The following is a 22,724-nucleotide window of genomic DNA, read 5'->3' as shown; positions in this document are numbered from 1 at the left end:
CCATGCTGCAACCACAAGATAAACCCCAGGTGATCCTGGAGCTGGCCGTGCGCAACCATCCCGGCGTCATGTCGCACGTTTGTGGGTTGTTCGCCCGCCGCGCGTTCAACGTCGAAGGCATTCTGTGTCTGCCGCTGAAGGACGGCCAGCAGAGCCGCATTTGGCTATTGGTCGCCGACGATCAGCGGCTGGAGCAAATGATAAGCCAGGTAGAAAAGCTGGAAGACGTGCTGCAGGTGAAGCGCCACAGCGAAGACGTGCGGGTATTTGAACAGCTGGAAGCCTTCTTCCAGTGATACGAAGGGGGCTTACGCCCCCGCAATCATTGCCCGGCCAGCACTTTCCACAGCAGGTGCCGGTACACCGGCATCAGCGGCTGTTGGCTCAGCAGATAGCCGACCGCCAACGCCGCCAGCCAACTCAATCCGCACACCACGCGCAGCCGCAGCGGCGTCAGCCAACGGCTCAGCCGATCGGCGTTGCGCTTGCCCTCACGCCACCAGCGCCAGCTCAGCCACACCGCCAGCCAGAGGGTAAGCGCCGCAGCGAGCAGCAACCACTTGAACATCGCGCTGTTGGCGCCGGCGGGAATGTCGATCGCCACGCCCGCCAGGATGCCGGGGAAGAAATAGACCGGCGGCCAGGTCAGGCAACCAATGATGTTCGGCAACGCGAACTTGTACGGCGGCAAATCGAGCATGCCGGCCACCATCGGCACCAGCGGGCGCGTCGGGCCAACGAAGCGGCCGATCAAAATGGTCGCCATGCTATGCTGGTGCAAGGCATGTTCGGTTTTGTCGAGCAATGCTTTGTTCTTTTTCAGGAACGACCAGCGGTGCAAGGGCCCCTTAAAAGCGCGGCCGACGAAATAGGAGATCCAGTCGCCGAGCAGGCAGCCGACGATGCCCGCCGCCCAGGCGTAGTAAAAATCCACCTTGCCGCTGCCGATCAGCGCACCGATGCTGGCCATCATCACCGTGCCGGGCAGCAGCAGCCCCACCAGCGCTAGCGACTCGAGAAAAGCGACCAGCAGAACGACCATCAGGGTGAAAGCCAGTGACTGGGTGATCAAATCTTGTAAATAGGCTTCCATTACACCTCTGCGGATTATTCGGGCCAAACGGGGCGGAGGATTTTCCAGCGCCGCCGCTGGCGAGTCAATCGATGAATTGTATGCGTATTTGGCAACGCGCGCGGCGATGGACAATCACTGTATAAAAACCCATACTATAATATATCTATATTAGCGCCAAAACCGACATCACGCTGAACGTCGCGCACGCCGCCCGGTGGAAAACGAAGGGGTTATGACAGCACTGCAACAGGGGTTCCTGCTCACTCGCCACTGGCGCGACACGCCCGCCGGCACCGAGGTCGAATTTTGGCTGGCGACCGACGCAGGCCCGCGCCAACTGCGCTTGCCGCCGCAGACCTCGGTGGCGTTTATCCCCGCCGAACAAAGGCAGCGCGCGGAACTGCTGCTGCGTGAAGAGCGGCAGGTGGAACTGAAACCGCTGGCACTGACGGATTTTCATCACCGCCCGATGCTGGGGCTGTACTGCCGCCAGCACCGTCAGCTCATCAAGCTGGAAAAGCTGCTGCGGGAAGGCGGCGTTGCGGTCTACGAGGCCGACATTCGCCCGCCCGAGCGCTACCTGATGGAACGCTTCATTACCGCGCCGGTGTGGTTCAACGGCCAGGGCAACGGCGATGGGCCGTTGCTCAGCGGCCAGATGAAGCCGGCACCGGACTACCGCCCGACGCTCAGGCTGGTGTCGCTGGATATCGAAACCACCGCCCACGGCGAGCTTTACTCCATCGCGCTGGAAGGCTGTGGCCAGCGGCAGGTCTACATGCTGGGGCCGGCCAACGGCGGCGATGAGCCGCTGGATTTCGATCTGGAATACTGCGCCAGCCGCCCTCAACTGCTGGAACGGCTAAACGCGTGGCTGGAGCGTCACGATCCCGACGCCATCATCGGCTGGAACCTGGTGCAGTTCGATCTGCGGGTGCTGCAAAAGCACGCCGAGCGCTACCAAATCCCGCTGCGGCTAGGGCGCGGCGGCAACCTGCTGGAATGGCGCGAGCATGGCTTCAAGCAGAATCACTTTTTCGCCGCCGCCGCCGGCCGCCTGATCATCGACGGCATCGAGGCGCTGAAATCCGCCACCTGGAATTTTCCCTCCTTCAGCCTGGAATACGTTTCGCAGGAACTGCTGGGCGAAGGCAAGGCTATCGACAACCCTTATCAGCGCATGGCGGAGATCGACCGACGCTTCGCCGAAGACAAGCCGGCGCTGGCCCGCTACAACCTGAAGGACTGCGAGCTGGTGACGCGCATCTTCGCCAAGGCCGATCTGCTCAACTTCCTGCTGGAGCGCGCCACCGTCACCGGGTTGGCGGCCGATCGCAGCGGCGGATCGGTGGCGGCCTTCAGCCACCTCTATATGCCGCGCATGCATCGCCTGGGCTTTGTTGCCCCCAACCTCGGCGAACAGCCGGAGGAGCACAGCCCCGGCGGCTTTGTGATGGACTCCCAGCCCGGCCTGTACGATTCGGTGCTGGTACTGGACTATAAAAGCCTGTACCCGTCGATCATCCGCACCTTCCTGATCGATCCGGTCGGATTGGTGGAAGGCATGCGCCACCCCAGCGACGCCGATTCGGTGCCCGGCTTTCGCAACGCCCGCTTCTCGCGCAACAAACACTGCCTGCCGGCGATCGTCGAACAGATCTGGCAGGGGCGCGAGGCCGCCAAGCGCCAACACAACAAGCCCCTGTCGCAGGCGTTGAAGATCATCATGAACGCGCTGTACGGCGTGCTGGGATCGAGCGGCTGCCGCTTCTTCGATCCGCGGCTGGCGTCGTCGATCACCCTGCGCGGCCACGAGATCATGCGCCAAACCCGTGAGCTGATCGAAGCCGAAGGCTATCAGGTGATTTACGGCGACACCGACTCCACCTTCGTCTGGCTGAAACAGCCGCATGACGAGCAGCAGGCCGCGCAGATCGGCCGGGCGCTGGTGCAACGGGTCAACGCCTGGTGGCAACAGCATCTGCAGCAGCAGTTCGGGCTGGAGAACGCGCTGGAGCTGGAGTTCGAAACCCACTATTCCCGCTTCCTGATGCCGACCATTCGCGGCGCCGAGCAGGGCAGCAAGAAACGCTACGCCGGCCTGATCGCGCGTGCCGACGGCCAGGAAGAAATGGTGTACAAAGGCCTGGAAACGGTGCGCACCGACTGGACGCCGCTGGCGCAGCAGTTCCAGCAGCAGCTCTATCAGCGCATCTTCAAACGGCAACCCTACCAGGACTATGTGCGCGACTACGTCGGCAAAACCCTGAACGGCGACTTCGACGATCAATTGGTGTACCGCAAACGGCTGCGCAGAAAGCTCGACGACTATCAGCGCAACGTGCCGCCGCACGCCCGCGCCGCGCGCATCGCCGACGACTACAACCGCAGCCAGGGGCGGCCGCTGCAGTATCAAAACGGCGGCTGGATCAGCTACGTGATGACCGTCGCCGGGCCGGAACCGCTGGAAACCCGTCATTCGCCCATCGACTATCAGCATTACCTCGAACGCCAGCTGCAACCGGTGGCAGACGCTATACTCCCTTTCTTGCACGACGATTTCACTACGCTGGTCACCGGGCAGATGGGGCTGTTTTGAGATTGCGCCAGGTTAAGAAAAATCATCCGGTTTTGCAGGTGACGAACGCGCCGCCTTCCATTACCATAGCGCCCTTCCCAAAACTGAACCACGCTTAGCCCTGCCGTCTCGCGACGTCTGCATGGCGTGAACGGCTATTGCCCGTCAAATTTAAAACAAACCGGGATTAACCGATGTTCAGTACAGGTGCCGCGGCCCTTCCCGCCCGGTAACAAGACTTACTTACAAAGAATCGAGCCGACAATATATGCCTTTTACTCTTGGTCAACGCTGGATCAGCGATACGGAAAGCGAATTAGGACTGGGCACCGTCGTGGCGCTGGACGCGCGCATGGTTACCCTGCTTTTCCCCGCCACCGGTGAAAACCGCCTCTATGCCAGAAACGATTCGCCGATCACCCGCGTGATGTTCAACCCGGGCGATACCGTCAGCAGCCACGAGGGATGGCAGTTGCAGGTGGAAGAGGTGAAAGAGGAAAACGGTCTGTTGACCTATATCGGCACCCGCCTGGACACCCAGGAAAGCGGCGTGGCGATGCGCGAAGTGCTGCTGGACAGCAAACTGACCTTCAGCAAACCGCAGGATCGCCTGTTCGCCGGCCAAATCGACCGCATGGACCGTTTCGCGCTGCGTTTTCGCGCCCGCAAATACCAGAGCGAGCAGTATCGCCTGCCGTTCGCCGGCCTGCGCGGCATGCGCGCCAGCCTGATCCCGCACCAGCTGCACATCGCTCATGAAGTCGGCCAGCGCCATGCGCCGCGCGTTCTGTTGGCGGACGAAGTCGGCCTCGGCAAAACCATCGAAGCCGGCATGATCATCCACCAGCAACTGCTGGCGGGCCGCGCCGAGCGCGTGCTGATCGTGGTGCCGGAAACGCTGCAGCACCAGTGGCTGGTGGAGATGATGCGCCGTTTCAACCTCTACTTCTCGCTGTTCGACGACAGCCGCTACGCCGAAGCCAAGCTCGACAGCAGCAACCCGTTCGAGACCGAACAGCTGGTGATCTGCTCGCTGGACTTCGTGCGCCGCAACAAGCAGCGCCTGGAAGAGCTGGCGGACGCCCAGTGGGATCTGCTGGTGGTCGATGAAGCGCACCACCTGGCCTGGAGTGAAGAAGCGCCGAGCCGCGAATATCAGGTGATCGAACAGCTGGCCGAGCATATCCCCGGCGTGCTGCTGCTGACCGCCACCCCGGAACAGCTGGGCCAACAGAGCCACTTTGCGCGCCTGCGCCTGCTCGATCCGAACCGTTTCCACGACTACGGCGAGTTCGTTGCCGAGCAGCAAAAATACCGTCCGGTGGCCGACGCCGTCACCCTGCTGCTGAGCGGTGAACGCCTGGCCGACGACAAGCTGAACCTGCTGGGCGAGCTGATCGACGAACAGGACATCGAACCGCTGCTCAAAGCGGCCAACAGCGAAGGCGACAACGCCGAGCAGGCGCGCCAGGAGCTGGTTTCCATGCTGATGGATCGCCACGGCACCAGCCGCGTGCTGTTCCGCAACACCCGTAACGGCGTGAAGGGCTTCCCGCACCGCAACCTGCACCAGATCAAGCTGCCATTGCCGACCCAGTATCAGACCGCGATCAAAGTCTCCGGCATCATGGGTGCCAAGAAGTCCGTCGAAGCACGCGCGCGCGACATGCTGTACCCGGAGCAGATCTACCAGGAATTCGAAGGCGAAAACGCCACCTGGTGGAACTTCGACCCGCGCGTCGAGTGGTTGCTGGACTACCTGCTGGCCAACCGTAACGAAAAAGTGCTGGTGATCTGCGCCAAAGCCGACACCGCGCTGCAGCTGGAGCAGGTGCTGCGCGAACGTGAAGCGATCCGCGCCGCGGTGTTCCACGAAGGGCTGTCGATCATCGAGCGCGACCGCGCCGCCGCCTACTTCGCCTCCGAAGAGGAGGGCGCGCAGGTGCTGCTGTGTTCCGAGATCGGCTCCGAAGGCCGCAACTTCCAGTTCGCCAGCCAGCTGGTGATGTTCGATCTGCCGTTCAACCCGGATCTGCTGGAACAGCGTATCGGCCGTCTGGACCGTATCGGCCAAATGCACGATATCCAGATCATGGTGCCTTACCTGGAGCACACCGCGCAGGCGGTGCTGGGCCGTTGGTTCCACGAGGGGCTGGACGCCTTCGAACACACCTGCCCAACCGGCCGCACCATCTACGACAGCTGCTACGAGCAGTTGATCGGCTATCTGGCCGCGCCGACTGAACAAGAAGGCTTCGACGAATTCATCCACGCCTGCCGCCAGCAGCACGATCAGTTGAAAGCGCAGTTGGAACAGGGCCGCGACCGGCTGCTGGAGATGCACTCCAACGGCGGCGACAAAGCCCAGGCGCTGGCCGCCGCCATCGCCGAGCAGGATAACGACGTCAACCTGGTAGGCTTCGCGCTCAACCTGTTCGACATTGTCGGCATCAATCAGGAAGACCGCAGCGACAGCCTGATCGTGCTGACGCCGTCCGACCATATGCTGGTGCCGGACTTCCCGGGCCTGCCGCAGGACGGCTGCACCGTGACCTTCGACCGCGATCAGGCGCTGTCGCGCGAAGACGCGCAGTTCGTCAGCTGGGAGCACCCGATCATCCGCAATGGCCTGGATCTGATCCTGTCCGGCGATACCGGCAGCTGCGCGGTGTCCCTGTTGAAAAACAAAGCGCTGCCGGTTGGCACCCTGCTGGTTGAACTGGTCTATGTGGTGGAGGCCCAGGCGCCGAAACACCTGCAGCTGACCCGCTTCCTGCCACCGACGCCGATCCGCATGCTGATGGATCGCAAGGGCACCAACCTGGCGGCGCAGGTCGAGTTCGAAAGCTTCAACCGTCAGTTGAACGCGGTCAACCGCCACACCTCCAGCAAGCTGGTCAATGCCGTGCAACAAGACGTGCACGCCATGCTGCAGCAGGCGGAAAGCCTGGTGGAAGCGCAGGCGCGCCAGCTTATCGAACAGGCGAAGCAAGAGGCGGACGACAAGCTGAGCGCCGAGCTGGCGCGTCTGGAAGCGCTGAAGGCGGTCAACCCGAACATCCGCGACGACGAAGTCGAGACGCTGGAGTTCAACCGCCGTCAGGTGCTGGCCAACCTCAATGAAGCCGGCTGGCGTCTCGACGCCATTCGACTGGTGGTGGTCACCCACCAATAACCGGCGCGATGCGGGGAGGCCACCGTCTCCCCGTTCGGCCCTTTTCGCGGAGCCAAGATGGAACCCTACAATCCCCCGCAGGACCCGCTGCACATCCTGTATCAGGATGAACACATCATGGTGGTCAACAAGCCCAGCGGCTTGCTGTCGGTACCCGGCCGCGCCCCGGAAAACAAAGACAGTCTGATGACCCGCATTCAGGCCGATCATCCGGCCGCCGAATCGGTGCACCGGCTGGATATGGCCACCAGCGGGGTGATCGTGGTGGCGCTCAACAAGGCCGCCGAGCGTGAGCTGAAGCGTCAATTTCGCGAACGCGAACCGAAGAAATCCTATATCGCCCGCGTTTGGGGACATATGGCGCATGATGAAGGGTTAGTGGATTTGCCGCTGATCTGCGACTGGCCGAACCGGCCGCTGCAAAAAGTGTGTTTTGACACCGGCAAAGCGGCGCAGACGGAATATCGGGTGCTGTCGCGCGACGCCGACGGCAGCACCCGCGTGAAGCTGACGCCGATCACCGGCCGCTCGCACCAGCTGCGGGTGCACATGCTGGCGCTGGGACACCCGATCCTCGGCGACGGTTTCTACGCCCCGCCGGAAGCCAAAGCGATGGCGCCGCGGCTGCAGCTGCACGCGCAGGAGTTGCGCATCACCCACCCCGCCTTCCAGACGCCGATGCACTTTCGCGCCGAGCCGGATTTCTGAACCCCATGTTAAACGGGCCCGGCATGCCGGGCCCGCTTTCATCGCTTATTTAAAACCTTTCTCGCGTTTGATCAGGTCGTACGCCGCCTGGATCTCCTGCGCTTTCTGCTTGGCCATTTCCATCATCTCCGGCGGCAAGCCTTTCGCCACCAGCTTATCCGGATGGTGTTCGCTCATCAGCTTGCGGTAGGCGCGTTTGATGGTGGCGGCATCGTCGCTGCTGCGCACGCCAAGCACCTTGCACGCATCGTCGAGCGTCGGGCCGCGCTGAGCCTGCTGATAGCCGCCCTGCGAATACCCGCCCTGCTGACCGCCGCCGAACTGACGCCCGCCCTCCATCATGCTGAGGAACTGATCGAACTGCGCGCGCGAAATGCCCAGCTCTTCGGCGATGACATACAGCACCTGACGTTCGTTCGGGTGCAGCGAGCCGTCGGCGAACGCCGCCTGTATCTGAATTTCCAGAAACATCCGAATCAGATCGAAGCGGCCGAAACAGATACTGCGGAACTGCTGCAGCGTCTCACGCAGCGGGAACTGGCTCTGTTTGCCCTCGCGGAACGCCTGCTGCGCCGCGGTGCGCGCTTCGCCGTGCAGCTGAAGGCGATCCATAAACAGGCTGGCGATCTGAATATCCGCCTCGGTGACGCGTCCTTTGGATTTGGTCAGGTGGCCCATCACCTGAAAAGTGGTGCGGAAAAACAGCGTTTGCCGCGTTTGCTGGTCGGTGAAAAAGCCCCGACTGCGCTTGTTGCTGCGCGCCGTATCGATCATATGACCGATAATCAGCCCCAGAACTACACCCCAGAATCCCGCGCCAGACCAGATGGCGACGATGACGCCGAGCAGTTTTCCCCAATACTGCATATACTCCTCAATTATCATGCCGAAAGCCGCCCGCTCTCCTCCGTTTCAGGAAAGGGCGCAGGCGATTTTTCCTAGAATTTGGATTATCATACCTGTCATTTATCTTTGCGCCTAACGACGACGCAAGTAAACGGCTGGATTTAGCACTAGCGCAACGCAGATGAGTAATATAGTCTCTGACCGTTTGCCGGACACGACGCCTCTGATGACGGAACACCAAAACCGCGTATGAAAAAAAGTTTCCCAACACTGCTGGCCACGATGATTTGGACGGCACTCTACAGTCAGCATGCGCTGGCTGATCTGGCCGAGCAATGCATGCTTGGCGTTCCCGTTTACGACAAGCCTTTGGTCAGCGGCGATCCGAACAGCCAGCCGGTGACCATCAATGCCGATGACTCGCGCGCCGACTACCCGAAAAGCGCCCTGTTCAGCGGCAACGTGCATATCGAGCAGGGTAACAGCACCCTGACCGCCAAAGAAGTTGAGCTGAACCAGACGGAAAACCCCGGCCAGACGGATCCGGTGCGCACCGTCACCGCTACCGGCGACGTGCACTACAGCGACAATCAGATCAAACTGAAAGGCCCGAAGGCCTGGTCGAACCTGAATACCAAAGATACCGACGTCTATGAAGGCGACTACCAGATGGTCGGACGTCAGGGTCGCGGCGACGCCGACAAGATGAAAATGCGCGGCGCCAACCGTTACACCATCCTGGAAAACGGCACCTTTACCTCCTGCCTGCCGGGCGACGACAGCTGGAGCGTGGTCGGTTCCGAAGTGATCCACGATCGCGAAGAGCAGGTGGCGGAAATCTGGAACGCCCGCTTCCGCATCGGCGGCGTGCCGGTGTTCTACAGCCCGTACCTGCAATTGCCGGTCGGCGACAAGCGCCGTTCCGGCTTCCTGATCCCGAACGCCAAGTACGGCAGCAACAATGGCTTCGAGTTCATGTTGCCGTACTATTGGAACATCGCGCCGAACTACGACGCCACCATCACACCGCACTATATGTCCAAGCGCGGCCTGCAGTGGCAGACCGAGTTCCGTTATCTGGTGCAGCCGGGCCTCGGCCTGATGGAGTTCGACTGGCTGCCGGACGACAAGGAATACGGCAAAGATCATGACGACAACAAACGCTGGCTGTTCTACTGGAACCATAACGGCGTCATGGATCAGGTATGGCGCTTCAACGTCGACTACACCAAGGTCAGCGATTCCAAATACTTCACCGATCTGGACTCCAAATACGGTTCCACCACCGACGGCTACGCCACGCAGAAATTCAGCCTCGGCTACGCCAACGAAAACTGGAACGCCACGCTGAGCTCCAAACAATTCCAGATCTACGACGACACCGATCGTTCACAGTCGGACTCGTATAAAGTTCAGCCGCAGCTGGACCTGAACTACTACAAGAACGACCTCGGCCCGTTCGACTTCCATATTTACGGCCAGGCGGCCAAGTTCACCAGCGTCAACCCATATAGCCCTGACGCCACCCGTCTGCACATGGAGCCGACGCTGAGTCTGCCGCTCACTAACGGCTGGGCCAGCCTGAACACCGAAGCCAAGGTGATGGCGACCCACTACCAGCAGGATATTCCTGACGGTTTCGCTGCCAACTACCAGAGCCGCAAAAACGCTGCCGCGCCGGAGCTCGATGATTCGGTCAACCGCGTACTGCCGCAGTTCAAAGTCGACGGCAAGCTGGTGTTCGAGAGGCCGATGATCTGGGCCGAGGGCGCTACCCAGACGCTGGAGCCGCGCGTGCAGTACCTGTATGTGCCGTACCGCGACCAGAGCAACATCTACACCTACGACACCACGCTGCTGCAGACCGACTACTCCGGCCTGTTCCGCGATCGCACCTACAGCGGCTTGGATCGCATCGCTTCGCAGAACCGCGTCTCTACCGGTTTGACCACCCGCATTTATGATGACGCCCTGGTTGAACGTTTTAACGCTTCCGTGGGTCAAATCTACTACTTCAGCCGTTCGCGTACCGGTGACCAGATGACCGGTTACGACAACAACGACGATACCGGCAGCGTAGCCTGGGCCGGCGATACCTATTGGAAAATCGACGATCGTTGGGGCCTGCGCGGCGGCCTGCAGTACGACACCCGCCTGAACAGCGTCTCGCTGGGCAACGGCGTGGTGGAATACCGCCAGGACGCCGAGCGCGTGGTGCAGTTGAACTACCGTTACGCCACGCCGGAATATATCCAGACGGCGTTGAACACCAAAACGGTTCCGGCCTTCCAGGACGGCATCTCGCAGGTGGGCATCACCGGCAGTTGGCCGATCGCCGATCGTTGGGCGGTGGTCGGGGCGTACTACTACGACACCCGCGCCAAACAATCCGCCGATCAGTTGGTGGGGCTGAAGTACAACACCTGCTGCTGGGCGGTGACGCTGGGCTATGAGCGCAAGATCACCGACTGGAACAACAGCAACAATACCAGCGTTTACGACAACAGAGTTTCGTTCAACGTCGAACTGCGCGGCCTGAGCAGCGATCATAGTCTCGGCTCCGCAGAAATGCTGCGCTCCGGCATTCTGCCGTATCAGCGCGCATTCTGACGCTTTGCAACACTTTGAAAACGAGAACTTTCACCCGCATTTGCGGATTACATAATGGGAAATGTATGAAGAACTGGAGAACGCTTATTCTCGGATTGGTGGTTTGCGCCAATGCCGCGTTCGCAGCACCCCAAGAAGTGGATAAAGTCGCCGCCGTCGTGGATAACGGCGTGGTACTCGAAAGCGACGTCAACGGTCTGTTGCAGTCCGTGAAGCTCAACGCCCAGCAGGCCGGCCAACAGCTGCCGGACGACAAGACGCTGCGTCATCAGATCATCGAACGCCTGATCATGGATAACATCCAGCTGCAGATGGCCAAGAAAATGGGCATCACCGTGTCCGACGCCGATCTGGACAAGGCGATCGCCAACATCGCCGCGCAAAACAAGATGAGCGTCGATCAGCTGCGCAGCCGCCTGTCGTACGAAGGGTTGAACTACAACACCTACCGTTCGCAGATCCGTAAAGAGATGCTGATCTCCGAAGTGCGTAACAACGAAGTACGCCGCCGCGTCACCATCCTGCCGCAGGAAGTGGACTCGCTGGCGAAACAGGTGGGCGCGCAGAACGGCAGCGACACCGAAATGAACATCAGCCACATCCTGATCCCGCTGCCGGAGAACCCGTCGCAGCAGCAGGTCGACAAAGCCGAAGAGCTGGCCAAACGTCTGGTGGGTGAGATCAACAGCGGCGCCGACTTCGGCAAGCTGGCGATCACCTACTCCGCCGACTCTCAGGCGCTGAAAGGCGGCAACATGGGCTGGGGCAAACTGCAAGAAATCCCGACCCTGTTCGCGGAACGTCTGGTGAGCGCCAAGAAAGGCGACGTCGTCGGCCCAATCCGTTCCGGCGTCGGCTTCCACATCCTGAAAGTGAACGACATTCGCGGCGCCAGCCAGTCGGTGTCGGTCACCGAAGTGCACGCCCGTCACATCCTGCTGAAACCTTCGGTGGTGCTGACCGACGACCAGGCTCGCGCCAAACTGCAATCCGTGGCGGAAGCGATCAAGAGCGGCCGCGCCAAGTTTGCCGACGAAGCCAAACAGCTGTCGCAAGATCCGGGTTCTGCGATGCAGGGCGGCGATCTGGGCTGGGCTTCCCCGGACATCTACGATCCGGCCTTCCGCGATGCGTTGCTGAAACTGAGCAAGGGTGAAATCAGCGCGCCGGTCCACTCCTCCTTCGGTTGGCACCTGATCCAGCTGCTGGATACCCGCCAGGTGGATAAGACCGACGCTGCGCAGAAAGATCGCGCTTACCGTATGCTGTTCAACCGTAAGTTCGCCGAAGAAGCGCAGACCTGGATGCAGGAACAGCGCGCCCAGGCTTACGTGAAGATCCTCGATGGCAGCGATGCACAGCAATAAACGCGTCGTCATTACCCCCGGCGAACCTGCCGGGGTTGGGCCGGATTTGGTGGCAGCGCTGGCGCAACAGGATTGGCCTGTTGAGCTGGTGGTGTGCGCCGATCCGGCCCTGCTGCTTGAACGCGCCAAGCGTATGGGCCTGCCGCTGACGCTGCGCGACTACCAGCCGCAGCAACCGGCCGAAGCGCAACGCGCCGGCACGCTGACCGTGCTGCCGGTCCCGCTCGCTCACCCGGTGACCGCCGGTGAGTTGAACGTCGGCAACAGCGCCTACGTGGTGGAAACCCTGGCGCGCGCCTGCGACGGCTGCCTGAACGGCGAGTTCGCGGCGCTGATCACCGGCCCGGTGAACAAGGGCGTGATCAACGACGCCGGCGTGCCGTTTATCGGCCATACCGAATTCTTTGCCGATCGCAGCCGCTGCGATCGCGTGGTGATGATGCTCGCGACCGAAGAGCTGCGCGTGGCGCTGGCGACCACCCATCTGCCGCTGCTGGCGGTGCCGGGCGCCATCACGCAGCAGAGCCTGTTCGAAGTCATTCGCATCCTCGACCACGATCTGAAAACCAAATTTGGCATCGCCCAGCCGCACATTTACGTCTGCGGTCTGAATCCCCACGCCGGGGAAGGCGGCCATATGGGGCGCGAAGAGATAGACACCATCATCCCGGCGCTCGACGCGCTGCGCGCTGACGGCATCCATCTTGTCGGCCCGCTGCCGGCGGACACCCTGTTCCAGCCCAAATATCTGCAAGATGCCGATGCGGTGCTGGCGATGTATCACGATCAGGGGCTGCCGGTGCTAAAATACCAAGGGTTCGGCCGCGCGGTGAATATCACCCTCGGTTTGCCTTTCATACGCACCTCGGTCGACCACGGTACCGCTCTGGAACTGGCCGGCACCGGCACCGCCGATGTCGGCAGTTTCCAAACGGCCCTGAATCTCGCCATTAAAATGATAATTAATTGTAATGAATAACAGAGTCCACCAAGGGCACTTTGCCCGCAAACGCTTTGGACAAAACTTTTTAACCGATCAGTTTGTCATCGATAGCATTGTCTCCGCCATTCACCCGCAGCCGGGCGAAGCGGTGGTCGAGATCGGCCCCGGCCTCGGCGCCTTGACCGAGCCGGTCGGCGCGCGCATGGACCGCATGACGGTGATCGAACTGGACCGCGATCTGGCCACCCGGCTGGAGAACCACCCGCGGCTGAAAGACAAGCTGACCATCCACCAGCAGGACGCCATGACGGTGAATTTCGCCGAACTGGCCGAGGAAGCTGGCCAACCGCTGCGCGTATTTGGTAACCTGCCGTACAATATTTCGACGCCGCTGATGTTCCACCTTTTCAGCTATACTCAGGCAATCCGCGACATGCACTTTATGTTGCAAAAAGAGGTGGTCAACCGTCTGGTGGCCGGTCCGAACAGCAAGGCCTACGGGCGTTTGACCGTGATGGCGCAGTACTACTGCAACGTCATTCCGGTGCTGGAAGTGCCGCCGACCGCGTTCGCGCCGCCGCCGAAGGTCGATTCCGCCGTGGTGCGTCTGGTGCCGCACACCGAGCTGCCGAACCCGGTGGGCGACGTGCGCATGCTGAGCCGCATCACCACGCAGGCATTCAACCAGCGGCGGAAAACCATCCGCAATAGCCTGGGCGACCTGTTCACGCCGGAGCAGCTGACGGAGCTGGGCGTCGATCCTTCGCTCAGAGCAGAAAATATTTCTGTGGCGCAGTACTGCAAGCTGGCGAACTGGCTGTCAGCCAATCCGGCGCCGCAGCAATAAGGAGTTGTTGTCATGATTGATTCGCCCCGCGTGTGTATTCAGGTTCAGAGCATCTATGTGGAATCACAGTCGATCCCTGAAGAAGAGCGTTACGTCTTCGCCTATACCATCACCATCCGCAATCTGGGGCGGACCGACGTGCAACTGTTGGGCCGTTACTGGCTGATCACCAACAGCAACGGCCGTCAGACCGAAGTCCAGGGCGAAGGCGTGATCGGCGAACAGCCCGTCATTCCGCCCGGTGGCGAGTTTCAGTACACCAGCGGCGCCATTCTGGAAACGCCGCTGGGCACCATGGAAGGCCATTACGAAATGGTGGACCATCAGGGTCAGCCGTTCCGCACCGCTATTCCCGTGTTCCGCTTAGCCATTCCAACGCTGATCCATTAACTATGTCGACATACCTTATCGGCGACGTTCACGGCTGTTTCGATGAACTGAAGTCGCTGCTGGCTCAGGCTGCTTTCGATCCCGAGCGCGATCAACTGTGGCTGACCGGCGATCTGGTGGCGCGCGGCCCCGCCTCGCTGGACGTGCTGCGCTATGTGCGCTCGCTCGGCCCGGCGGTGCGCATGGTGCTGGGCAACCACGATCTGCACCTGCTGGCGGTTTACGCCGGCATTAGCCGCAACAAACCCAAAGATCGCATCACGCCGCTGCTGGAAGCGCCGGACGCCGACGAGCTGATCAATTGGCTGCGCCGCCAACCGGTGCTGCAGGTGGATGATGAGCAAAAGCTGGTGATGGCCCACGCCGGCATCACCCCGCAGTGGGACATCGACACCGCGAAAATGTGCGCACGCGAAGTGGAGGCGGTATTGAGCAGCGACAGCTATCCGCTGTTCCTCGACGCCATGTACGGCGACATGCCGAACAACTGGGCGCCGGAGCTGAGCGGCCTGGCGCGCCTGCGTTTCAGCACCAATGCGCTGACGCGCATGCGCTACTGCTTCCCCAACGGCCAGCTCGACATGATCTGCAAAGATGCGCCGGGCAGCGCGCCGGCGCCGCTGAAACCGTGGTTCGAGCTGCCGCGCCTGGTGGATCCGGAATACACCATCATCTTCGGCCACTGGGCCTCGCTGGAAGGCAAGGGTACGCCGGAGGGCGTGATCGGGCTGGATACCGGCTGCTGCTGGGGCGGCGATCTGACGATGCTGCGCTGGGAAGACCGCCGTTACTTCACGCAACCCGCCAATCGCGGCGAAGCGCCTGACCACGCCGGCAGATTAGCCGCATCCTGAAACGATAAAGGCGGCCCGGTGGCCGCCTTTGTTCTGTATTGATTGCCGCCTTACGCTCCAATCACTCCGCCATCTTCACGCGTGATCATCAACACCGATGAACGCGGGCGCGGGCTGTTGTTCGGGAAGTGCGAATCGCCCTCTTCTCCCGGATGCTGTACGTTGACGAACATCGTCTTGTAGTCCGGGGTGAAGGTGAGGCCGGTCAGTTCGCAGGACTTTGGCCCCACCATGAAACGGCGGATCTCGCCGCTGACCGGATCGCCCACCAGCATCTGGTTGTTGCCCTGCCCGACGTAATCGCCCTTGTTGCTGTACTTGCCATCGGTGAGGATCCACAGGCGGCCGGCGCGATCGAAGCCCAGCCCGTCCGGGCTGTTGAAGGTATTTTCCGCCGTGATATTCGGCGTGCCGCGGTTGACGCCTTCGGGGTGGGCGATCGGGTTGCCGCACAACGCATAGATGTCCCAGGCGAAGACGTCGGCGGTGGCGTCGCCGCCCTCGTCCCAGCGAATGATTTGGCCGTAGATATTGTTCGGTCGCGGGTTGGCGGCGTTCAACGGCATCCCTTCCTCGCCGCGCTTGCTGTTGTTGGTCAGCGTGCAGTACGCGCGCCCGTCATGCGGGTTGACCGCGATCCACTCAGGGCGATCCATCTTGGTGGCGCCGACCTGTTGCGCCGCCTTGCGGGCGAAGATCAGCACTTCGGCCTCGTCGCGGAAGCCGTTCTCCGGCGTCAGGCCGTTCTTGCCGAACTCGAGCGCAATCCAGCGCCCTTTGCCCTTCAGCAGCGTGCCGGCTTCGTCGCCGTCGAACTGCGCCACGTACAGCGTTCCCTCGTCCAGCAGCGTGCGATTGTTGGCCGGATTGGCGGCGTCGACCACGCCTTTGGAAACGTACTTATAGATATGTTCACCGCGCTCGTCGTCGCCCATATACACCACCAGACGGCCGTCTTTGGCCACGGTCACCGCCGCGTTTTCATGTTTGAAGCGGCCGAGCGCGGTGAGCTTGATGGGCGTCGAGGTCGGATTCAACGGATCGATCTCCACGATCCAGCCGTGGCGGTTGAATTCGTTGGGATTCTTCGCCACATCGAAGCGCTCGTCATAGCCCGGCCAGTTGCGCTCCGGTTCGTTGACCTTCAGCGTGTAGCGCTTCTGTTCCGGCGTGGTTCGATAATCGGCCTGACGGGTGCCGAAATAGGTGTCGAAGTTTTCCTCGCAGGTCAGGTAGGTGCCCCACGGCGTCTTGCCGTTGGCGCAATTGCCGAAGGTGCCCAGCACCTTGCGGCCGCTCGGATCGGCGGCGGTCTGCAACAGCGGATGTCCGGCGGCCGGGCCGCTGAATTGCATCTCGCTGTTGGCGGTGATGCGGCGGTTATAGCGCGACGGGCGCTCCACCGCCCAGCGCTGGCCGTCGCCGACCCGCTTGACCGCGACAATGGAGACGCCGTGCGCCGCCTGCGATTTGCGCACCTCTTCCAGGCTGGTGGCCTTGGCGCCGCCGTGGGCGAACAGGTACTGCTCGTTAACGTATTCGTTATTGATGGCCATCACGCCGTGATTGTCATCGATAGGGAAGAAGCTCATGCCATCGTTGTTGTCGCCAAACTGTTTTTCCTGATCGGCGGCGCTGTTGTTGCCCTGAGGATCGAAGGCCGGCGCGCCGTCCACCAGCGGCTCGCCCCAGGAGATCAGCACCTCGGCGCGGTAGCCTGGCGCTATCGTCACTTCATCGGCGGTAGACGCGGCGATGCCCCGGAAACCCAGCAGCGTGTTCGGCGGCAGATCCTCGGCTAACGCCTCGGCGGAGACCGACCAGATGCCGCCGCCGAGAAAACCGGCCAGGCCGACGGCGCCGGCGCTGCCGAGCAGCAGCTTGCGGCGAGTGGGATCGATCAGGCGGTCGGCGTCTAATTGCTCAATTTGCTTGGTCATAACGTGGTTACCTTTTTAGTTATGGCGCCGCGGTCAAGATTCACCAGAGTTGCCGTGGCGCTCGGAGTTGGGCTTCATACTAATCAGGTAATGTGACGGAAAGGTTACGAATGACCGGCGCAAAAAGACCGGGGGCGCAATTGCTTGCGCCCCCGGGGATAGCTGGCTAACGCGCTGAAATCAGCGGCGCTGCAGGATTTCGAAGCAGTAGCTGTGCGAATTCAGCTCGTCGGCGTCGTGGAATTCGCTGAACGTGGTTTCCCACTCGTCCGGCTCGTAATCCGGGAAGTGAGTATCACCGCCGACTTCGGCGTCGATGTGCGTCAGGTACAGGCGATCGGCGCGCGGCAGCAGCTGGGTATAGATGCGCCCACCGCCGATCACCATCACTTCTTCCACCTCACCCGCGGCGGCCAGCGCCTCATCCAGCGAGGTCACCCAGGTCACCCCGGCGGCATTACCTGGGCGGCTGCTCAAAACGATATTGTGGCGGCCCGGCAGCGGGCGGCCGATGGACTCGAAGGTCTTGCGGCCCATAATAACCGGCTTATTCAACGTGTTGCGTTTAAACCACGCCAGGTCCGCCGGCAGGTGCCACGGCATGGCGTTTTCCATGCCAATAACGCGATCCGCCGCCAAGGCAGCGATCAGGCTGATAATCATTGTTTAACCCTGTGTAGGCAGCAAAATTGGTGACACTATACGTAAAGGCCTGAGTGCCGTCGATAGGCTAATCAAGCAAGATGAATATATAAGATAGCTCTTATCAGCATATCTAATAACCAACGATCGCCCGCCGGGAAATTTCACACGCCGGGGCGTTTGCGATACAGCCACAGGCCCGGTAACGACAGGCCGATCGACAACGCGCCGACGATGAAACTGGCCTTGAGGAAGTTGGTGATCATGGTCTCCATCAAGGCTTCGCTGTAGCCAAGATGCGAGATCTCTACCACAGTTATCATCGCGGTATAGGCGGAAATGCCGGGGAACATCGGGATCACCGCCGCCACGGTGAATACCTTCGGATGCGCCAACAGCCAGCGCGACCAGTAGATGCCGATGATACCGATCAGGATCGCCGCCAGCAGCGACGCCCACTCGATATTCATGCCAGCGTGCATCATCAACATGCGCGAGCCGCGCCCGATTGCCCCGAGCAACGCGCAATAGCGCAGCGCGCGCAGCGGTACGTTGAACACCATGGCGAAGCCCAGCGCCGGTACCGCCGCCAACAGCATCTCCTGCAACAATGCCCACAGCAGATTCATGACCACCCCCGCAGATCCCACAGCGACATCGCCATCACCACCCCGATGCAGGTCGCCAGCGTCAGCAGGCTGGCCATCGCCCAGCGCGCCAGCCCGGTGTTGACGTGCCCCTTAAACATATCGGCCACTGCGTTGATCAGCGGGAAGCCCGGCACCAGCAACAGCACGCTGGCGGCCATCGCCACGCTCGAGGTCTCTTTAAACGCCGGTAGGCGCAGCAGCAGCCCAGATATCGACGTAGCGACAAACGCCGTCAGGCAAAAATTGATCAGCGGATTCATCTGGCGGGCGGTGAGGATCTGGCGCACCAGCATCGCCGCGCCGCTGGCGATAAAGGTCACCAAAAAGGCGTCGCCGCCGCCACCGTTGAGCATGCTGAAACACCCGCAGGACAACCCCACCATCAGCACCACCAGCCAGCGCGGGTAGCGCAGCGGCCGGATCCTTTCAAAGCGACGCGCCACGTCGTGCGCATCCGCCAGGCGATGCTCGGCGAGGATCACGATATGCTGCACTTCGGTCACCACCTGCATATTGATGCCGCGATCGACATTCTTGCGGGTGGTGGTCAGGCAGGCGCCGTGGCTGAGGGTGGTCAACACCACCGCATTGGCGGAGATTGAACTTTCCACGCTGTCCATCCCCAGCGCCAACCCCAGGCGGGTCGACAGCTGTTCCACCACCGTGCTCTCGGCGCCGTGCTGCAACAGCAGCAGCGCGCATTGAATGCACAAGCGGGTAATTTCACGCTGTTGCCGGTGCGGCTCCGGCCTCTCTGTGGCGGTAGTCTGCTGCATGGTGCTCCGTCGCTGGCGGTAGATGAATTATTATCATAGAGCCTAACAATACCTCATTGGGTTGATGCGCATCAGAGGAAGCGGCGTTATTATCGCCAGAACTCTGTCTTTTGCGCGAGACGCTCCCATGCTTGAAACTTCGCTGTTCGTCGCCGGCATTGCCGCCCTCGGCATGCTCTCCCCCGGCCCGGATTTTTTCCTGGTGATCAAAAACGCCGCCCGCTATCCTCGGCTAGCCGCCATGATGACCGCATTCGGCGTGATATGCGGTGTCGCCACCCACATGTCCTACTGCGTCGCCGGGCTGGCGGTGGTGATCACCACCACGCCGTGGCTGTTTAACCTGCTGAAATACGCCGGGGCGGTCTATCTGGTGTGGATCGGCATCCAGGCGCTGCTGTCGCGCGGCGGCGGCAAAATGAACGTCAGCAATCTGCCGCAGCAGCAGGTCAGCCTGAAGAGCGCCTTTGCGCAAGGCTACCTGTGCAACCTGCTGAACCCGAAAGCCACCCTGTTCTTCCTGGCGGTATTTACCCAGGTGCTGCAGATCGATTCCGGCCTGGGCGACAAGCTGTGGTACGCGGGGATTATTCTCGGCCTGTCGGTCATCTGGTGGCCGCTGCTGGTGTTCCTGATCCAAAGCGGGCCGGTGCGCCGCGGGCTGGAAAAGACGCAGAAGGTCGTCGACAAATTGCTGGGCGGCATGCTGATCGCCTTAGGGATCAAGGTCGCGTTGAGCTAAGCAAAAAAACGGGGCGCCATTACGGCGCCCCTGCTGTTATCCTTTGGCTTCCACCACCTCATCTTCCGGCGCCTTGCCGTCGATACTGCCGCGCCAGCCGGTCTGCTGCACCCGCGACAGCCGATTCTGATCCTGCTCGATGGCCGCACTGAGCATCTCCTTGGCTCGCTGCAGGCTGGCGATACGGAATTCAGTATCCTGATAATTCTCCAGCGTGTCTTCCAGCATCTTCAGGTTATAGCGGCGGAACGTGTCCGCCTTCTCGCGCGCCTCATAGGCGTCCAGCCCCAGCAGTTCCAGCGTTTCACGGCCGATGCGCAGCGAGCTTTCGAAAGTTTCGCGCTCCGGTTTTTCCACCCCTAGCTGCCGCAGCTGATACCAGTGATCGACGTCGCGCGCCCGCGCCACCACCTTCAGATGCGGGAAGTGCTGCCTGGCCAGCTCGGTTAACGCCAGGCTGTCTTCCACATCGTCGATGGCGTTGATCAGCACCTTGGCGTGAGCGGCGCCGGCGGCCTCCAGCAGATCGGCCCGCGTGGCGTCGCCGTAAAACACCTTGGTGTCGAATTTGCGCAGCGTTTCAATATGGTCCGGATCGTGATCCAGTACCACGGTGTGCACGCCGTTGGCCAACAGCAAACGGCCGGCGATCTGGCCGAAACGGCCGAAGCCGGCAATGATCACGCTGGCATTCTCGTCGTCGATGACGTCAGCCGGGCGCTCCTCTTTCGGCGCATTTTTTTCCAGCTGCGCGGCGATCACCAACAACAGCGGCGTGGCCGCCATCGACAGCGCTACCGCCAGCGTCAGCGACTTGGCCCATTCGACCGGCAATACGCCGGCCAGCTGCGCGGCGCTGAAAATCACAAAGGCAAACTCACTGCCCTGGCCCAGCAGAATGGCGAACAGGCCGCGCTGGCGCTTCGGCACCCCGAGCAGCGGCCCAATCAGCCACAGCAGCGCCGCCTTGATCAACATAAAGCCCAGCAGCAGCGAGGCGATCAGCAGCGGGTGATGGAACAGGGTGCCGAAGTCAATCGACATGCCAACGCCGATAAAGAACAGCCCCAGCAGCAACCCCTTGAACGGCTGAATATCGCTCTCCAGCGCGTGACGGTATTCCGAGCTCGCCAGCAGTACCCCGGCGAGGAACGCCCCCATCGCCATCGACAGTCCGGCCATCTCCAGCAGGATGCCAAAACCGAACACCAGGAACAGCGCCACGGCGCTGAACACCTCGCGCATGCCCGAACGGGCGACAAAGTGCAGCAGCGGGCGGGTGACGTAGCGGCCGAGCAGCACCACCATCGTCAACGCGCCCACCACCTTGGCCGCCGACAGTACGAAAGCGCCCAGCGTGGTGGTGGCGCCGCTGCTGGCGAGCAGCGGGATCATCGCCACCAGCGGGATCGCCGCGATATCCTGGAACAGCAGCACCGCAAACGCACTGCGGCCGATTGGCGACGGCGTCAAATTACGTTCGCTCATCGCCTGCATGGCGATGGCGGTAGATGAAAGCGCCAGCGTCAAACCGATCAGCAGCGCCACCTTCCAGTTGAGGCCGAGGAAGTAACAGAAGGCGCTCAGCGCCAGGCCACAGCCCACCATTTGGATGCTGCCGCCGCCGAACACCGAGGCGCGCAGCGTCCACAGCCGCTTGGGATCCAGCTCCAGGCCGATGATAAACAGCATCAGCACCACGCCGATCTCGGCGAAGGTCAGGATCGACTCGGCATCCGACACCAGCTTCAGCCCCCAGGGGCCGATAATACAGCCGGCGATCAGGTAGCCAAGCACCGAGCCCAGCCCCAGTCGCACCGCGATCGGCACGAACAGCGCCGCGGAGCCGAGGTAGATCAGTCCCTCGATCATCATGTGATGGTTATCCATGGCTGGCCTCCCGGGTTTCCGCTTCGGCATGTTCCATCAGGTAGTCAACCAACCGCTGGCGGTAGGCTTCGCCGGCGGCCAGCAGCGCCGGCTCGTTGCAGGTAAAGGTGTTGTGCACGGCGAAATAAGGTTGCCAGTTCATGCCGCAATAGATCGCCGTAGCCTGCAGCGGCTGCGCCAGCGTAGCGAAGTTAGGAAAGTCGCCCAGCTCGAAGTGGTGCTCGTCGCCGCCGCTGGTCACTGCCCACAGGCAGTCTTTACCCACCAGCGCATTGCCGTCGTGGCCGTAGGCCCAGCCGTGCTCCAGCACTTTGTCGATCCACAGCTTCAACAGCGGCGGGAAGCTGTACCACTGCATCGGATGCTGCAGCACCACCAGGTCGGCGCGCTCCAGCGCCTGTTGCTCGGCGTTGATATCGATATTGAAATCGGGGTACAGCTCATACAGCGAGCGCACCTCTACCTCGGGGAGATCCCTCACCGCCTGCAGCAGGCGCTGATTGGCATGCGAATGCCGGGGATACGGGTGAGCATAAATTATCAGAATCATTGTTATCGTCGTTCCTTCGTTTCTTGCCAATACACCAAGCATATACCAATCACACAGAGTGACAGTTTGCCCACTGATTGATAGCGGAAATTTTTAACACCAGCCGACAAATTCGCTGAATAAAAAAAGGCGCTGCATCTG

20 protein-coding genes are annotated in these 22,724 nt (G+C 61.4%); 11 read left to right on the top strand and 9 right to left on the bottom strand.

The features are described from left to right. The first annotated feature begins 2 nt into the window (after nucleotides 1-2). Complete coding sequence (ilvN, locus tag GUC32_RS03320; protein ID WP_016929110.1) at nucleotides 3-296, top strand: acetolactate synthase small subunit; 294 nt, start codon at nucleotides 3-5, stop codon at nucleotides 294-296. Nucleotides 297-322: 26 nt separating this feature from the next. Here ilvN and GUC32_RS03315 read toward each other — a convergent pair whose 3' ends face one another. Further along, nucleotides 323-1,093 (bottom strand): DedA family protein, encoded by a 771-nt coding sequence (locus GUC32_RS03315; protein WP_060448171.1) that lies wholly within the window; start codon nucleotides 1,091-1,093, stop codon nucleotides 323-325. 214 nt (nucleotides 1,094-1,307) lie between these two features. Here GUC32_RS03315 and GUC32_RS03310 point away from each other — a divergent pair, with 214 nt between their 5' ends. The 3 genes from GUC32_RS03310 to rluA all read left to right on the top strand — a co-directional run bounded on the left by GUC32_RS03310 (nucleotide 1,308) and on the right by rluA (nucleotide 7,536). Next, nucleotides 1,308-3,674 carry a DNA polymerase II gene (locus GUC32_RS03310; RefSeq protein ID WP_369435553.1) on the top strand — a complete coding sequence of 789 codons (2,367 nt, stop codon included), beginning with the start codon at nucleotides 1,308-1,310 and terminating at the stop codon, nucleotides 3,672-3,674. 247 nt (nucleotides 3,675-3,921) lie between these two features. Next, entirely contained in the window at nucleotides 3,922-6,828 is a 2,907-nt protein-coding gene (rapA, locus tag GUC32_RS03305) for an RNA polymerase-associated protein RapA (protein ID WP_151428293.1), read from the top strand. Nucleotides 6,829-6,885: 57 nt separating this feature from the next. Continuing rightward, entirely contained in the window at nucleotides 6,886-7,536 is a 651-nt protein-coding gene (gene rluA, locus GUC32_RS03300; protein WP_043135978.1) for a bifunctional tRNA pseudouridine(32) synthase/23S rRNA pseudouridine(746) synthase RluA, read from the top strand. A gap of 45 nt (nucleotides 7,537-7,581) precedes the next feature. On the opposite strand, the gene djlA is transcribed toward rluA, so the two are convergent. Continuing rightward, nucleotides 7,582-8,403: a co-chaperone DjlA gene (djlA, locus tag GUC32_RS03295; RefSeq protein WP_025301546.1), complete on the bottom strand. Its 822-nt coding sequence runs from the start codon at nucleotides 8,401-8,403 to the stop codon at nucleotides 7,582-7,584. A gap of 228 nt (nucleotides 8,404-8,631) precedes the next feature. On the opposite strand from djlA, the gene lptD reads away from it, so the two are divergent. The 6 genes from lptD to apaH all read left to right on the top strand — a co-directional run bounded on the left by lptD (nucleotide 8,632) and on the right by apaH (nucleotide 15,393). Further along, nucleotides 8,632-10,992: an LPS assembly protein LptD gene (gene lptD / locus GUC32_RS03290; protein ID WP_043135981.1), complete on the top strand. Its 2,361-nt coding sequence runs from the start codon at nucleotides 8,632-8,634 to the stop codon at nucleotides 10,990-10,992. A 65-nt stretch (nucleotides 10,993-11,057) separates the two neighbouring features. Then, a complete protein-coding gene (gene surA, locus GUC32_RS03285) occupies nucleotides 11,058-12,359 on the top strand; it encodes a peptidylprolyl isomerase SurA (protein ID WP_048232625.1) in 1,302 nt (433 codons plus the stop codon). Continuing rightward, on the top strand, nucleotides 12,346-13,338 hold the full coding sequence (gene pdxA, locus GUC32_RS03280) for a 4-hydroxythreonine-4-phosphate dehydrogenase PdxA (RefSeq protein WP_049205446.1): 993 nt from the start codon (nucleotides 12,346-12,348) through the stop codon (nucleotides 13,336-13,338). Before surA ends, pdxA begins: the two co-directional genes overlap by 14 nt. Beyond that, entirely contained in the window at nucleotides 13,331-14,149 is an 819-nt protein-coding gene (gene rsmA / locus GUC32_RS03275; protein ID WP_025301542.1) for a 16S rRNA (adenine(1518)-N(6)/adenine(1519)-N(6))-dimethyltransferase RsmA, read from the top strand. The genes pdxA and rsmA overlap by 8 nt, the downstream gene beginning before the upstream one ends. Before the next feature lie 12 nt (nucleotides 14,150-14,161). Further along, nucleotides 14,162-14,539, top strand: a complete 378-nt coding sequence (gene apaG / locus GUC32_RS03270; RefSeq protein ID WP_016929119.1) for a Co2+/Mg2+ efflux protein ApaG — start codon at nucleotides 14,162-14,164, stop codon at nucleotides 14,537-14,539. A 2-nt stretch (nucleotides 14,540-14,541) separates the two neighbouring features. Next, entirely contained in the window at nucleotides 14,542-15,393 is an 852-nt protein-coding gene (apaH, locus tag GUC32_RS03265) for a bis(5'-nucleosyl)-tetraphosphatase (symmetrical) ApaH (protein WP_043135986.1), read from the top strand. Nucleotides 15,394-15,443: 50 nt separating this feature from the next. On the opposite strand, the gene GUC32_RS03260 is transcribed toward apaH, so the two are convergent. From GUC32_RS03260 to GUC32_RS03240, 5 genes are all read right to left on the bottom strand, one after another. Beyond that, the gene (locus GUC32_RS03260; RefSeq protein WP_369435771.1) at nucleotides 15,444-17,126 is read right to left on the bottom strand and encodes a PhoX family phosphatase; all 1,683 of its coding nucleotides are present in this window, start codon (nucleotides 17,124-17,126) and stop codon (nucleotides 15,444-15,446) included. 65 nt (nucleotides 17,127-17,191) lie between these two features. Beyond that, a complete protein-coding gene (locus tag GUC32_RS03255) occupies nucleotides 17,192-17,290 on the bottom strand; it encodes an MYXO-CTERM sorting domain-containing protein (protein ID WP_225735559.1) in 99 nt (32 codons plus the stop codon). A gap of 223 nt (nucleotides 17,291-17,513) precedes the next feature. Beyond that, nucleotides 17,514-17,996 (bottom strand): type 3 dihydrofolate reductase, encoded by a 483-nt coding sequence (gene folA / locus GUC32_RS03250; RefSeq protein ID WP_025301539.1) that lies wholly within the window; start codon nucleotides 17,994-17,996, stop codon nucleotides 17,514-17,516. 143 nt (nucleotides 17,997-18,139) lie between these two features. Further along, nucleotides 18,140-18,604 (bottom strand): threonine/serine exporter, encoded by a 465-nt coding sequence (locus tag GUC32_RS03245; RefSeq protein ID WP_015376621.1) that lies wholly within the window; start codon nucleotides 18,602-18,604, stop codon nucleotides 18,140-18,142. Beyond that, nucleotides 18,601-19,401: a threonine/serine exporter ThrE family protein gene (locus GUC32_RS03240; RefSeq protein ID WP_025301537.1), complete on the bottom strand. Its 801-nt coding sequence runs from the start codon at nucleotides 19,399-19,401 to the stop codon at nucleotides 18,601-18,603. The genes GUC32_RS03245 and GUC32_RS03240 overlap by 4 nt, the downstream gene beginning before the upstream one ends. 127 nt (nucleotides 19,402-19,528) lie before the next feature. Between GUC32_RS03240 and GUC32_RS03235 the strand changes: the two genes are divergently transcribed. Next, the gene (locus GUC32_RS03235) at nucleotides 19,529-20,143 is read left to right on the top strand and encodes a LysE family translocator (protein ID WP_025301536.1); all 615 of its coding nucleotides are present in this window, start codon (nucleotides 19,529-19,531) and stop codon (nucleotides 20,141-20,143) included. Nucleotides 20,144-20,179: 36 nt separating this feature from the next. Here GUC32_RS03235 and kefC read toward each other — a convergent pair whose 3' ends face one another. Continuing rightward, nucleotides 20,180-22,033, bottom strand: coding sequence for a glutathione-regulated potassium-efflux system protein KefC (gene kefC, locus GUC32_RS03230; RefSeq protein WP_025301535.1), 1,854 nt, complete (start codon nucleotides 22,031-22,033; stop codon nucleotides 20,180-20,182). After that, entirely contained in the window at nucleotides 22,026-22,583 is a 558-nt protein-coding gene (gene kefF / locus GUC32_RS03225; RefSeq protein ID WP_025301534.1) for a glutathione-regulated potassium-efflux system oxidoreductase KefF, read from the bottom strand. Before kefF ends, kefC begins: the two co-directional genes overlap by 8 nt. Nucleotides 22,584-22,724 lie beyond the last annotated feature (141 nt).

Origin of the sequence: Serratia sp. NGAS9 (assembly GCF_009905295.1) — a bacterium.
In the GTDB taxonomy this organism is placed as follows: domain Bacteria; phylum Pseudomonadota; class Gammaproteobacteria; order Enterobacterales; family Enterobacteriaceae; genus Serratia; species Serratia bockelmannii.
This window is presented reverse-complemented; position numbering and strand designations above follow the sequence as displayed.

Coding starts and splice junctions, on each gene's coding strand:
- ilvN (WP_016929110.1), top strand. CDS start 3: ATGCTGCAACCACAAGATAAACCCCAGGTGATCCTGGAGCTGGCCGTG.
- GUC32_RS03315 (WP_060448171.1), bottom strand. CDS start 1,093: ATGGAAGCCTATTTACAAGATTTGATCACCCAGTCACTGGCTTTCACC.
- GUC32_RS03310 (WP_369435553.1), top strand. CDS start 1,308: ATGACAGCACTGCAACAGGGGTTCCTGCTCACTCGCCACTGGCGCGAC.
- rapA (WP_151428293.1), top strand. CDS start 3,922: ATGCCTTTTACTCTTGGTCAACGCTGGATCAGCGATACGGAAAGCGAA.
- rluA (WP_043135978.1), top strand. CDS start 6,886: ATGGAACCCTACAATCCCCCGCAGGACCCGCTGCACATCCTGTATCAG.
- djlA (WP_025301546.1), bottom strand. CDS start 8,403: ATGCAGTATTGGGGAAAACTGCTCGGCGTCATCGTCGCCATCTGGTCT.
- lptD (WP_043135981.1), top strand. CDS start 8,632: ATGAAAAAAAGTTTCCCAACACTGCTGGCCACGATGATTTGGACGGCA.
- surA (WP_048232625.1), top strand. CDS start 11,058: ATGAAGAACTGGAGAACGCTTATTCTCGGATTGGTGGTTTGCGCCAAT.
- pdxA (WP_049205446.1), top strand. CDS start 12,346: ATGCACAGCAATAAACGCGTCGTCATTACCCCCGGCGAACCTGCCGGG.
- rsmA (WP_025301542.1), top strand. CDS start 13,331: ATGAATAACAGAGTCCACCAAGGGCACTTTGCCCGCAAACGCTTTGGA.
- apaG (WP_016929119.1), top strand. CDS start 14,162: ATGATTGATTCGCCCCGCGTGTGTATTCAGGTTCAGAGCATCTATGTG.
- apaH (WP_043135986.1), top strand. CDS start 14,542: ATGTCGACATACCTTATCGGCGACGTTCACGGCTGTTTCGATGAACTG.
- folA (WP_025301539.1), bottom strand. CDS start 17,996: ATGATTATCAGCCTGATCGCTGCCTTGGCGGCGGATCGCGTTATTGGC.
- GUC32_RS03245 (WP_015376621.1), bottom strand. CDS start 18,604: ATGAATCTGCTGTGGGCATTGTTGCAGGAGATGCTGTTGGCGGCGGTA.
- GUC32_RS03240 (WP_025301537.1), bottom strand. CDS start 19,401: ATGCAGCAGACTACCGCCACAGAGAGGCCGGAGCCGCACCGGCAACAG.
- GUC32_RS03235 (WP_025301536.1), top strand. CDS start 19,529: ATGCTTGAAACTTCGCTGTTCGTCGCCGGCATTGCCGCCCTCGGCATG.
- kefC (WP_025301535.1), bottom strand. CDS start 22,033: ATGGATAACCATCACATGATGATCGAGGGACTGATCTACCTCGGCTCC.
- kefF (WP_025301534.1), bottom strand. CDS start 22,583: ATGATTCTGATAATTTATGCTCACCCGTATCCCCGGCATTCGCATGCC.